General features: G+C 69.3%; 9 protein-coding genes. 3 read left to right on the top strand and 6 right to left on the bottom strand.

Translation table 11 applies throughout. The features are described from left to right. Nucleotides 1-21 precede the first annotated feature (21 nt). On the bottom strand, nucleotides 22-885 hold the full coding sequence (locus tag ABZ826_RS21730) for an ABC transporter permease (RefSeq protein ID WP_361450580.1): 864 nt from the start codon (nucleotides 883-885) through the stop codon (nucleotides 22-24). Nucleotides 886-1,131: 246 nt separating this feature from the next. Here ABZ826_RS21730 and ABZ826_RS21725 point away from each other — a divergent pair, with 246 nt between their 5' ends. Next, on the top strand, nucleotides 1,132-2,154 hold the full coding sequence (locus ABZ826_RS21725; RefSeq protein WP_361450723.1) for a LacI family DNA-binding transcriptional regulator: 1,023 nt from the start codon (nucleotides 1,132-1,134) through the stop codon (nucleotides 2,152-2,154). Between the two features lie 58 nt (nucleotides 2,155-2,212). On the opposite strand, the gene ABZ826_RS21720 is transcribed toward ABZ826_RS21725, so the two are convergent. The 5 genes from ABZ826_RS21720 to ABZ826_RS21700 form a co-directional block, all read right to left on the bottom strand. Continuing rightward, nucleotides 2,213-4,429 (bottom strand): right-handed parallel beta-helix repeat-containing protein, encoded by a 2,217-nt coding sequence (locus tag ABZ826_RS21720; RefSeq protein WP_361450577.1) that lies wholly within the window; start codon nucleotides 4,427-4,429, stop codon nucleotides 2,213-2,215. Next, nucleotides 4,426-5,892 carry a M1 family metallopeptidase gene (locus ABZ826_RS21715; protein ID WP_361450574.1) on the bottom strand — a complete coding sequence of 489 codons (1,467 nt, stop codon included), beginning with the start codon at nucleotides 5,890-5,892 and terminating at the stop codon, nucleotides 4,426-4,428. Before ABZ826_RS21715 ends, ABZ826_RS21720 begins: the two co-directional genes overlap by 4 nt. After that, a complete protein-coding gene (locus ABZ826_RS21710) occupies nucleotides 5,889-7,562 on the bottom strand; it encodes an extracellular solute-binding protein (protein WP_361450571.1) in 1,674 nt (557 codons plus the stop codon). The genes ABZ826_RS21715 and ABZ826_RS21710 overlap by 4 nt, the downstream gene beginning before the upstream one ends. A gap of 51 nt (nucleotides 7,563-7,613) precedes the next feature. After that, on the bottom strand, nucleotides 7,614-8,474 hold the full coding sequence (locus tag ABZ826_RS21705) for a carbohydrate ABC transporter permease (RefSeq protein WP_361450720.1): 861 nt from the start codon (nucleotides 8,472-8,474) through the stop codon (nucleotides 7,614-7,616). Nucleotides 8,475-8,556: 82 nt separating this feature from the next. After that, a complete protein-coding gene (locus tag ABZ826_RS21700; RefSeq protein ID WP_361450568.1) occupies nucleotides 8,557-9,570 on the bottom strand; it encodes an ABC transporter permease subunit in 1,014 nt (337 codons plus the stop codon). Between the two features lie 339 nt (nucleotides 9,571-9,909). Between ABZ826_RS21700 and ABZ826_RS21695 the strand changes: the two genes are divergently transcribed. Next, nucleotides 9,910-10,896, top strand: a complete 987-nt coding sequence (locus ABZ826_RS21695; RefSeq protein WP_361450565.1) for a hydroxyacid dehydrogenase — start codon at nucleotides 9,910-9,912, stop codon at nucleotides 10,894-10,896. A 62-nt stretch (nucleotides 10,897-10,958) separates the two neighbouring features. Continuing rightward, complete coding sequence (locus tag ABZ826_RS21690; RefSeq protein ID WP_361450717.1) at nucleotides 10,959-12,053, top strand: LacI family DNA-binding transcriptional regulator; 1,095 nt, start codon at nucleotides 10,959-10,961, stop codon at nucleotides 12,051-12,053. Nucleotides 12,054-12,110 lie beyond the last annotated feature (57 nt).

Raw genomic sequence — 12,110 nt, 5'->3', positions numbered from 1 at the left:
GACGAAGTCGGTACGGCGGAGTCAGTACGTGGTGGTGGCGGAGGTCTCCCGGCGGCTGGCGTGCCACGGGAGCAGCAGCGTTTCGGCGATTTCCACGGCGACGAAGAGCACGACGCCGATGAGGGACATCACGAGCAGCCCGGCGAAGAGCATCGGGGTGTCGAGGTTGCCGTTGGCCTGGAGGATCACATAGCCCAGGCCCTCGTTGGCACCGACGAACTCCCCGACGACGGCGCCGGTCACCGCCAGGGTGACCGCGACCTTGAGACCGGAGAAGAGATGCGGGAGCGAAGCCGGGAAGCGGATCTTGAGAAAGGTCTGCCAGGGCCTGGCGCCCATCGTCGCCGACAGCTGGAGCGTCTCCGGGTCGACTGCCTTGAGGCCGGTGACCATGGAGATCACCACGGGGAAGAAGGCGATGAGCACGGCGATCAGGATCTTCGGTTCGATGCCGAAGCCGAGCCAGACGACGAACAGCGGCGCGATGGCGATCTTCGGCACGACCTGGGCGAAGAGCAGGATCGGATAGAGCGTGCGCTCGACGGTCGAGGAGTACACCATGACGACCGCTGCCAGGACACCGACGGCGGTGGCGATCAGAAAGCCGAGCAGCGTCTCGTAGGTGGTCACCCAGGTGTGCTGCCAGAGGTAACCCGCCTTGCCGGTGAGGACATCGAGTGTCGCGCCGGGTGACGGCACGAGATAGGGCTTCACCAGCCGCGCCGCCGAGATCGCCCACCAGGCGGCGAAACAGACGAGCAGCAGGGCGACGGGCCGCCAGCTCTGCTCGGCCGCCCGCGTCAATCGCTCCCCCAGCGAGGGACCGGCCCGCCTGACGACTCCCGGCGCCTCGCCGGGACTCTTGGTCAACGCGCTCTGGCTCACTGTGAACTCCCTGCACTTCTGGGGTAGTTGTGGAGAGCTGTGCGATCCTGCGATGACGAGAAGGCGCTTCCAGAAAGCGCTTTCTGGTAAGGTTTTCGCCACGCTAATGACTGCCTGCACGCAGGGTCAATAGGTCGTCGACAAGTTTCGGGCCCTTCCATCACCGCGCCCCTGGGGGTCGAGTTGAGTGAACGGGGAACACCGCACCGGCCGGGACCGCGCGGAGTCCCGCCCGCGCCCACCCATGTGACGCTCGACGCCGTGGCCCGGGAGGCCGGCGTCTCCTCCGCCACCGCTTCGCGCGCTCTCAACGGCACGGCCCGGGTCCGGGACGACCTGCGCGAGCGAGTACGGGCGGCGGCGGGCCGGCTCGGCTACATCCCCAACGCGCACGCGCAGGCGCTCGCCGGCTCGGCCAACAACCGTACGGTGGGCGTCATCTGTCATGACGTCAGTGATCCTTATTTCGCCGCCGTGTCGAGTGGTGTGATGCGGGCCGCGGCCGAACGGGGTCTGCTGGTGATGCTGGCCTCCACCTTCCGGGAACCCGCCCGGGAGATCGCCTATGTCTCGATGCTGCGGGCCCAGCGCGCCCGAGCGATCCTGCTCATCGGCTCCGGGTTCCAGGACCGGGCATGGGAGCGCGCCCTGGATGCCGAACTGGAGCCGTACGTACGGGGCGGCGGTCGGGTGGCCGTCGTCAGCCGGCACCGCAGCCTGCGCGTGGACACCGTACAGCCGGAGAACCGGGCGGGGGCGGTCGCGCTCGCCCGCAGGCTGGTCTCGCTCGGGCACCGGAGATTCGCGGTGCTCACCGGTCCGCCCGCGCTGACCACGGTCTCGGACCGGCTGGCCGGCTTCCGGGAAGGCCTCGCCGAGGCGGGCATCGTGCTCGACCGGGTCGTGGAGGGTGCGTTCACCCGCGACGGCGGGTACGCGGCGGCTCGCGCGCTGCTGGCCCGCGACGACCCCCGGCCGACCTGCGTGTTCGCGGTCACCGATGTGATGGCGGTCGGTGCGCTCGCCGCGCTGCGGGAAGTGGGGCTGCGGGTACCGGAGGATGTCTCGCTCGCCGGCTTCGACGACATTCCGCTGGTCCGGGAGCTGTCACCGGCGCTCACCACGGTGGCGCTGCCGCTGACCGCGATGGGCGAGGACGTGATCGCGCTGGCGCTGCGGGAGCAGTCCGCGGGGCGGCGGGCCCGGGTGGTGCGGGTGGCGGGCGAGGTGGTGGTGCGGGACAGCGCGGGAGCGCCGCCGGTCGGGTGACCGGCGGCGCCCGGGTGCCGAGGTGTCCGTCGTGTGTCCGGCGACGGAGAGCGGACCGTTACGGGTGGACGAGCACCTGGGAGAGTGCCACGCGGCCCGTGCCGGAGGCCGCGATCCGCACCGTGCGGGTCCGGCTGTCCAGATTCAGAACGGTCGGGCGCAGTGCCTTCCCGCTGACGTGGATCGTTCCGTCGTCCGTGACGACATCGAAATCGGCCGTCGCGGACGAGGAGTTGTTCCAGATCTCGATCTGACGGATGTGCCGTTCGCGGCCCAGGTCGACCTGCCACCAGGCGCCCGCCTCCGACAGCGTGCGGGTGTCGGTGTTGGTGTCGGCGTCCAGGGCGAGCACCGCCTCGGCCGTGCCCTCGGTGGAGGACTGGGTCGCGGTGCCGGTACGGGCCAGGTCGGTCCTCAGTTGCTCGACGGCGCCGCCGTGGGCACCCGCTCGCGCGGCGACGGCGAGGGCTCCGGCCGGCAGTCGGTCCAGACCGGTCAGGTTGTCCGTCATCACCGATCCCTTGCCGCCGAGAGCCGGCGCGGCGGTGTCGGTCCAGTTGCCCCGCGCGGTGTTCTGGATGCCGTAGTCGGCCCAGTTGGAGACCCACTTGTAGCCGATGCGGGTGATGACGTTCCGCTCGACGACGATGTGCGAGGACTGCTCGTCGAGGTAGATGCCGTTGCCGTCGCGCTCGGTGTTGCCGAAGGCGGAGCGGTTGATGTAGTTGCCGGAGACGACCGTGCCCGGCTGGGCGCCCTGCGTGTAGATCGCGCCACCGTCGTGCTGCGCCTGTGCGACCTCCATGACATCGGTGATCCGATTGTCGGTCACCTTGTTGTCACGCAGCACGGACTTCTGGGCCTCGGGCTGGTTCCAGCCCCAGCCGACCGAGATCCCTGAGTACGGGAGGTGGTCCAGGCTGTTGTGGTCGACGGTCAGCTGGGCCTCGTAACCGGCCCAGATCCCCACCGAGTCGGTGTACTCGACGCCGGTGCGGCTGATGGTGTTGTACGCGATGGTGTCCCGCTCCCCCGCGAGCGCCGCCCCGGGCATCGGCTCGGTGTCGCCCACGTACACCGCGCCGGAGGACAGGTCGGTGAAGGACGAGTGGGTCAGGGAGCTGTCCTTGGTGCCCGCTTCGAGGATCGCGCCCGCGCCGCCGAGACGGCTGAACCGGGCGTTGTCGATGCTGACGCGCCAGCCGCCGCGCACGGTGAGCGCTGCGGACGGCTTGGTGTAGAAGCGGCCCGCGTGGTCGACGGGGCCGGTGGCTCCGGTCAGGGTGAGACCGGCCTGCATGCCCGCGTAGCCCTCGTCGGTGTCCGGCTGGTGGTACGCCGCGTAGGCGAATTCGATTCCGCTGACGGTGAGGTCGTGGGCACCGTCGACGACGAGCAGCTGCTCGGTGTGCGGGGTGACGGCCTGCGCGCGGCGCATGTTCTCGCCCTTGCGCGGCAGGTACGTCACGGTGCGGTCCTGCGAGCTCCACACGAACTCGCCGGGCTCGTCGAGGAGTTCGCGGGCGTTCTCGAAGTAGGCGACGCCGCTGTAGCGGGTGGAGTCGACCGCGGTGGAGTCCCAGGCGGGTCCGGTGCGGTTGGTGCCGCTCGCCGAGTTGGTCCAGCAGGGCTGGGCGAAGGTCATGACATCGCCGCTGACGTCGGTGATCCGGCAGTGGTAGTTGCGCCAGCGGACCCGAATGACGGCCTCGGCGTCGGTGGGGCGCTGCCACTTGGCGATGCCGGTGGCGGTCGCGCCGGTCATGCCGGTCCCCGTGGCATCACAGGTGCTCGCCGCACAGGCCGCGCCCCGGGCGCGGGTCGCGCGCCGCCCGTCGATGAAGAGCTGGCGGGGAGTGACACCCGCCGGGACGTCGGCGGTCCAGGTGCCGTCGGCGTTCTGCCGCCAGCCGGTGATGGCCTGTCCGCCGGAGAGGACCGGGCGGGCGCCCGGCGCCGCAGTCCAGGTGACGGTGTGTCCGTCCTTCCCGGAGTCGGCGACGCCGAGCTTCAGGGGTGCGTCGCGCTGGTACGTACCGTTCTTCAGGAGTACGCGGACGTCGCGCCCGGTCTCGGTGCGGGCCTCGTCCCGGGCGCCTTCGGGAGTGCAGGGGCGGGCGGCCGTACAGGAGCTGCCGTGTCCGTCCGGGGCCGCGTAGAGAGTGCGGACCCCGGGTGCGGCCAGGGCGGCCGGGGCGGAGAGGAGTGCGGCCAGGACGGCCGCGGTGGCGGCAGCTGCGGTTGTCCGTACGACGTTCAGAGGGCGGCGGTTCACGCGGAGGCCTTCCAGTCGGGGTGGCCGGGCATGGGCGGGTTCACGGCTCCGAAGAGCCAGTCGCGCAGGAACGGGTCGAGGGACGTGTCGCCGGTGACGTCGACGGTGTGCCGGATGAAGGCTTCGCTGGTGTAGGTGGAGTCCTTGAAGCGCTTCACCCACTCCCTCATGACCTTGTCGAACTTCCGCTGCCCGATCCTGAGGGCGAGGGCGTACAGGACGAGTGCGCCGCCGTCGTAGATGTTGGTGCCGCCGAGCGCCTTGGGGAGTCCGGGCGGGCCGTCGGCGGCGCGGACGGCGTCGAGCTTCGCGTACGTGTCCTTCATCTTGTCCTCGAAGACCGACCAGCCGCGCTCCTCGCCGTACAGGCCGGCGTAGTAGACGGCGGGGCCCTCGTTGAGCCATGCCTGCTGCCAGTCGTTCGGGGTGACCCAGTCGCCGAACCACTGGTGGACCAGTTCATGGACCATGGTGGTCTCGTAGCCCGGCTGACCGTTGGCGTTGGGCTTGAACCAGTTGGTGGAGAACAGGGAAAGGGTCTGGTTCTCCAGGGCGTCGGTGTAGCCGTCGTAGATGTGGACGCCGTAGACGGAGAACGGGTAGCGGCCGAACTTCTCCTCCAGCCAGGCCAGATGGTCCGCGGTTCGGGCCACGATCGGACCGTACTTCTCCTCCTGTCCCTGCGGGACGATGTGCCGCAGGGGCAGTCCTCGGTGGCTGGTGCCGTAGAGATAGGTGCCCTTGACGACGGCGATGCCGATGAGTTCCGTCGCCATGCGCTCGCGCAGGGCGAAGTGCCAGACGGTGGAGCCGTCGGCGCGCGGGGTCTTGTGCAGCAGCTCGCCGTTGGCGGTGGCGACATAGCCCTGCGGTGCGCTGATGTGGAAGGTCCACGTCGCCTTGTCGGACGGGGTGTCGTTGCAGGGCAGGAAGGTGTCGGCGCGGGAGGACTGGGCGGCGGAGGCGAAGCCGCCGTCGGTGCCGAACTTCCAGCCGGTCAGGCCGAGTCGGGGCGCCTTGCCGTTGCCCCGGTAGCGGACCTCGACGGTGAACGCCTGCTCGCTGTGGAGCGGTCGGGCAGGGGTGATGGTGAGCTCCTGGCCGCTCTTGCCGGGCGAGAGCTCCCAGGTGGCGGGGCGGCCCGCGACGGTGACGGACTCGATGGTGTGTCCGTCGGTGTCCAGGTTGAACGCGGAGAGGTCCTGGGTGGCCTTGGCGTTGATCTTCACGGTCGCGGAGAAGTCGTACGTCACCGGGGTGAAGTCGAAGGTCAGGTCGTAGTGGACGACCTGGTAGCCACCGTTGCCGAGGGTCGGGAAGAGCGGGTCGCCGACGCCGTCGGAGCCCGGCTTCGGGTCGAAGCCGTGCGACCGCGCGGAGGCGGGCGAACCGAGGACCGGTACGGCGACGGCTGCGGCCACCGCCGCGCCGCCGAGTCTGAGGGCCGAGCGTCGCGTCGTCACTTCTTCCCCTTCTGGAAGGCGTCCTCGAACTCGCCGCGGGCCTGCTCGCCGCCCTTGGCCAGGTAGTCCTTGACGAGCTGGTCGTAGGCGGACATGGGCTTACGGCCCGAGATGATGTCCTTGAGCGCGTCCTGCCTGAACGTGTAGAGGCTGCCGGAACCCTTCGAGTCCCAGGTGGGCGAGGAGTACTGGAGCGTCGGATCCTGCTCCATGATCGGAATCATCTTGGTGAAGGTGTCGTGGACGTGCCGGACGCCCTGCTCCGAGTCGGCGCTGAAGACTGCGGGGACGGCGGAAGCCATGAACTTCCACGGCACGGTGACGTCCTGGGCCCCCTGCTTGGTGAGGGCCGGGCTGCCCTTGGCGTCCCGGGTGAAGTCCTTGCCCTCGACGCCGTAGTTGATCAGCGTGTACTCCTGGCTGCCGAACGGCGAGGCCGCGAAGTCGGCGAGGGCCAGGATCTGCTTGACCCGGTCCCCGGACGCCTTCTTCACATGGGTGTTCTCCAGCTTGACGTTGTCCATCCAGGCGACGGGAGCGGAGCCGAACGGGACGAAGGGCCTCGGGTCGTACTTCGTGTCGATCGCCTTCATCGCGGCGGTGTAGCCGACACCGGACGCCAGGTAGGTGGGCATGCCGTCGTACACGTAGGCGCCCTTGCCGTTCTTGAACATGTCCGTGTACTGGGCTTTCTGTGCCCCGGTCATCTGGAGCGTGCCCGGGTAGAAACAGCCGGCTTTGTACAGCTCGCACGCGGTCTCCACGGCCTGGCGGTACTCCGGGGTCTCCAGGTCGGTGGTGAACTTGCCGGTCTTCTCGTCCAGCCGCCAGAAGTAGGGCGCGCCCGCCGACATGGCGAGTACGTTGGTGGCGCCCGCGATGATCGCGTACTGGTCCTTCTTGGGCCGGGTCAGTTCCTTGCAGACCTCGACGAACTTCGCCAGGTCGGTGATCTGGTCGAGGCTCGTGATGCCGACCTCTTCGAACAGGTCATGGCGGTAGAAGCCGGCGCCGCCGGTGCCGCTGCGGGCGATCGGGATGCCGTACAGCTTCCCGCCGAAGATCGCGGCCTGCCAGGCGCCCTTCGGGATCGCGGCCAGGTTCGGGTAGTCCTTGATCTTGTCCCCGGCGAGATACGGCGTCAGGTCGGCGCACTTGGCCTGCAGGAAGGCCGCCTTGTTGTCGACACCTCCGATCTCGGGGTACATGAAGAGGTCGGGCAGGCTGTCACTGGCGAGCATGGTGGAGAACTTCGTGCCGTAGTCGTCGGCGGGGACGGCGGTGATGTTCACCTGGCCGCCGAGGAGCTTCTCGATCTCCTGCCAGGCGGCGTTCTTGCCGCGTGCGGGCGGCGGCGGGGAGAAGGTCTCCATCGTCGCGCTGATCGGCTCGGCGCCCTTGAGCGGCGTGCCCTTCGTGGCCCGCAGCGGCTTGGCTGGGTAGCTGAAGAAACCCTGCGGAACACCGGCGGCGGTGCCCGCCAGGTCGGGCTTGAGGCCGATGTTGCGGACCGCGGTGTTCGGGAGCAGCGAGACGCTCTTGGCCTCCGCCTTCGCGGTCGTGCCGCCGTCACCGCAGGCGGCGAGCAGCGGGGCGGCGGCGAGTGAGAGACCGACGCCCGCACCCATGCGGAACAGTGCTCTGCGGTCGATGGGGGTGGAGCTCGACACCTGAATCTCCTTGGGAGAGGGGAAGGAAGGAGTGGGGGGCGGTGGCCGCGCTCAGCCCTTGACGGCGCCTGTGAGCACGCCCTTGGTGAAGTAGCGCTGCAGGAACGGATAGACGCAGAGGATCGGTACGACGGCGATCACCAGGACCGCCATCTGTACGGCCTGCTGCGGGGCGAGCACTTCGCCGGCCGAGGCCGCGTTCAGGCTCTGGCCCTGCAGGACATAGGTGCGCAGCACCATGGGCAGCGGCCACTTGTCGGAGTCGTTGAGGTACAGGAGCGCGTTGAAGAAGGCGTTCCAGTACGTCACCGCGTAGAAGAGGCTGATCACGGCGAGGACGGCCTTGGACAGCGGCAGGACGATCCGCACCAGGATGCGGAAGTCTCCGGCCCCGTCGACCTTCGCGGCGTCGTACAACTCCTCCGGCAGGTTCATGAAGAAGGACCGCAGGACGACCAGGTTGAAGGCGCTGACCAGGGTGGGCATGACGAGGGCCGCGTACGTGTCGTACAGGCCGAGGCCCTTGACCAGCAGGAAGTTCGGGATGATGCCCGCATTGAAGAGCATCGTGAACAGGGCCGTCATCAGGATGAAGCGGGAGCCCGTGACATCGCGGCGGGAGAGTCCGTACGCCATGCCGACGGTGACGAGCAGGCTCGCGAGGGTGCCGAGGACGGTGATGCCGACGGAGACGATCAGCGCGCGGGTGACGACTCCGCCGGTGAAGATGGTGCGGTAGGCGTCCAGGGTGGGGTGGTCCGGCCACAGGACGAGACCGGAGCTCTTGATGATGTCGGTCTGCGAGGCGAAGCTCGTGCCGATGACGCCGACCAGCGGATAGGCGACGGCGAGGACGACCACGACGACGGCGAGCGCCTTGGCGATCTGCCCGATGCGGGTCGGGCGCTCCATCCACGGGGGCCGGCCCTCGGACGCGCGGATGGTGGCGGGCCGGGGCGCCGGTGCGGTGGATTCCGTCGTGGCGCGCGTTTTCTCAGCGGTCAGCACCGCGGTACACCCCTTCGTGGCCGAGTCGGTGGGCGAACTTGTTGGCGCCCAGGACGAGTGCGGTGCCGATGACCGCCTTGACGAGTCCGACGGCGGCGGCGACGCCCCAGTCGTTGTCCTTGATTCCGTGGTAGTAGACGTAGGTGTCCAGGACCTCACCGGCGTCCGGGCCGACCGCGTCGCGCTGGAGCAGGATCTGCTCGAAGCCGACGGAGAGGATCTGCCCGAGGTTGAGGATCAGCAGCAGGATGAGTACGGGGGCGATGCCGGGCAGGGTCACGTGCCACAGGCGGCGCCGCGGACCCGCACCGTCGATCGCGGCCGCCTCGTACTGCTGCTTGTCGATGTTCAGCAGCGCGGCAAGGATGATGATCGTGCCCCAGCCGGCGTCCTTCCAGGCCACTTGGAGGGTGAGCAGCCACGGGAAGGCGCCGGGGTCGCTCATCATGTCGTAGCGCGGCAGCCCCAGTCCGCTCAGTACGTCGGGCAGGAGGCCGGCACCACCCAGGATCTGCTGGAAGATCGAGACGATGATGACCCAGCCGATGAAGTGCGGCAGGTAGACGACGCTCTGCACGAAGCGCCTGACACGGTCGCTGGCGATGCTGTTGAGCAGCAGGGCCAGGGCGATCGGGATCGGGAAGAAGAACACCAGCTGGACGAGGGCGATCTCCAGCGTGTTGAACGTCGCGGACCAGAAGGCCGGCTCACCGAACGCCGCGGAGAAGTTGGCGAACCCCACCCAGACGCTGTGCATGTACCCGAGGTACGGCTGGTAGTCCTGGAACGCCACCACATAGCCGAGCAGCGGCACGTAGTGGAAGACCACGAAGTACAGCAGGCCGGGCAGGGTGAGCAGCAGCATCACCCGGTCCCGCTTGATCCGCTGCCAGAGCGTCAGCCGGTGCTGTGCGACGACGGCCTGGGCAGCGGGCGGGGAGGGTGTTCCGGCCTTCTGTCGCCGTTTCTCCCGCGGCAACGGGGGTGCTGTTTCAGCCATGGTGCGTCCTGTTCGGCTGGGTGGCGCATGGTGAGCCTTCTGGGGCCGCAAGTTAGTAAGCGGTTAACCCAAGCGTCAAGAGATCCAGCCGAAAGTCGTCGAGACACGATGCTCCAACCAGCAATTCCCGCCCAGAGAATCGACAAAAATGCTTCCGAACAGGACAGTTGGGGTGGCCACGAGCTTGACGGTCGGCCATCAGGCTCCCTAGCGTGCCGGTCATTCCATAGAACGCGATTACTATCCGGAGGCAGGGTGCGAACCACCGAAGAGGCACCGGCTCATTCCGGTAGCGATGCCGCGGCACCGCACCCACGACGGCCGCGCACCGTCCTGGTCATGAGCCCCGGACTGCTCGACGACGTCTTTCCGCCACCGGTACGAGCCCGTCTGGAGGAGACCGCCGACCTGCTCGCTCCCTCCGTCATCAGCGAGTTCGACTCCCCGGACGCCTCGGCGGCGCTGGGCGTCGCCGAGGTCCTGCTCACTGGCTGGGGCTGCCCGCCCGTCGACGCCGCACTGCTGGACCGGGCGCCCGCGCTGCGTGCCGTGATCCACGCCGCCGGCACGGTGAAAACGTTTCTGTCCCCGGCCGCGTTCGACCGAGGGATCGTCGTCTCCTCGGCCGCCGCCGCCAATGCCGTACCGGTCGCCGAATTCACCCTGGCGGCGATCATCATGGGCGCCAAGCGCGTCTTTCCGCTGGCCGGACTCTTCCGCACCCGGCGCACCCACCGCACCGGCGCCGACCTCGACCGCCAGCACTGGCTCGGCACGCACGGCCTGACCATCGGCGTGGTCGGGGCGTCCCGGATCGGCCGCCGGGTCATCGAACTGCTCCGGGTCCTCGACGCGGACGTGCTGCTGTACGACCCGTACGTCAGCCGGGCCGAGGCGGAGCGGCTCGGTGTCACCGCGACCGACCTGGACACCCTGGTGGCGACCAGCGACGTGGTCACCGTCCATGCCCCCGACACCCCTGAGACCCGCGGCATCATCGACGCCAGGCGGATCGGCCTGATGCGGCCCGGCACCCTGCTGGTCAACACGGCGCGCGGCCCTCTGGTGGACACCGAGGCACTGACCGGCCACCTGGTCAGCGGGCGTCTGGACGCGGTCCTCGATGTGACGTCGCCCGAGCCACTGCCGGACGGCCACCCCCTGTGGGACCTGCCCAATGCCTTCCTCACCCCGCATCTGGCGGGCGCCCAGGGCAACGAGGTGGGGCGGCTCGGGGCACTCGCCGTCGACGAGCTGACGCGGTACGCGGGGGGCATCCCGTTCGACCACCCGGTGCACCGGGCCGACCTGGGGAGGATCGCATGAGCTCCGTCCCGGCGCAGGCTCTAGGCTCGGCGTCACACAACAGTCACCAGGGGGTGAGCCGGATGCGCCGGCAGAGCACAGCCGCGGACGGACAACGGCGCGCGACGGTCACCGATGTCGCCCGGCGCGCTGGCGTCTCGACGGCCACGGTCTCCCGCGTACTGAATCGCAACTACCCGGTCGCCGAAGCGACTCGGGAGCGTGTCGAGACCGCGATGCGCGAACTCGGCTATGTCGTCAACGCCCACGCGCGTGCGCTGGCCGGCGTCTCCAACCGCACCGTCGGCATCATCGTCAACGAGGTCATCGACCCGTTCTACGCGTACATCGCCCGCGGTGTGGAACGGGAGGCGGCGCTCGGCGGACGGCTCTGCCTGGTCTGCTGCACCCAGGGCGACCCGCAGCGCGAGCTGGCCTTCATCGATCTGATGCACGAGCGGAGGGCGGACGCCGTGGTCGTGGTCGGCGGTTCCCTCGCGGACCGCGGCTACACCACCGAGCTGGCCCGCAGGGCGCGCGAGCTGGACGCGGGCGGATCGAAGCTCGTGCTGTGCGGCAGGTCGCCGCTGGGCGAGCAGGCTCCGATCGTCGCGGTCGAGTACGACAACGAGGGCGGCGCCTTCGCCATCACCGACCATCTGCTGATGCAGGGGCACGAGCGAATCCTCTACCTCGGCGGCCCTCCCAAGCTCTCCACCACCCGCGACCGGCTGGCCGGGCACCAGCGGGCCCTGGAACTGCGCGGTGTCGCCATGGACCCCGAGCTCGTCCAGCCCGGCGCCTTCAGCCGCAACTTCGGGTACCGACGGATGGCGGAACTGCTGCGGGACGGGCCGGACTTCACCGCGGTCTTCGCCGCCAACGACATGGTGGCGGCGGGCGCGGCGCAGGCCCTGGAGGAGGCCGGGGTCCGGGTGCCGAAGGACGTGTCCCTGGTGGGCTACGACGACATCCCGGTGGCTCAGGAGCTGCGGCCGCGGCTGACCACCGTCCACATTCCGCTGGAGGAGATGGGGCGTCAGGCGGTACGGCTCGCGGTCACCGGCGGGGACGAGGACGACTGGCGCGAGCCGACCACGGGCGCGCTGCGGCTCGGGACCCACATCGTGGTACGCGATTCCGTTGCGCCACGGCGCGGCCGGTCCCCCCGCATGTGACCGGTTACTTCCCGCCTGTCCGCAGTTGGCCATAGAAAATCACAGTAACTTCGCGAC

It is taken from the genome of Streptomyces sp. NPDC047515 (assembly GCF_040643055.1).
GTDB lineage: Bacteria > Actinomycetota > Actinomycetes > Streptomycetales > Streptomycetaceae > Streptomyces.
Note: the sequence above shows the minus strand (reverse complement) of the source record. Positions and strands in the feature narration are given on the sequence as shown.

What these genes read in the sequence shown, in the direction of transcription:
- ABZ826_RS21700 (WP_361450568.1), bottom strand. Translation starts at nt 9,570, where the DNA reads ATGGCTGAAACAGCACCCCCGTTGCCGCGGGAGAAACGGCGACAGAAG.
- ABZ826_RS21695 (WP_361450565.1), top strand. Translation starts at nt 9,910, where the DNA reads ATGAGCCCCGGACTGCTCGACGACGTCTTTCCGCCACCGGTACGAGCC.
- ABZ826_RS21705 (WP_361450720.1), bottom strand. Translation starts at nt 8,474, where the DNA reads ATGGAGCGCCCGACCCGCATCGGGCAGATCGCCAAGGCGCTCGCCGTC.
- ABZ826_RS21690 (WP_361450717.1), top strand. Translation starts at nt 10,959, where the DNA reads ATGCGCCGGCAGAGCACAGCCGCGGACGGACAACGGCGCGCGACGGTC.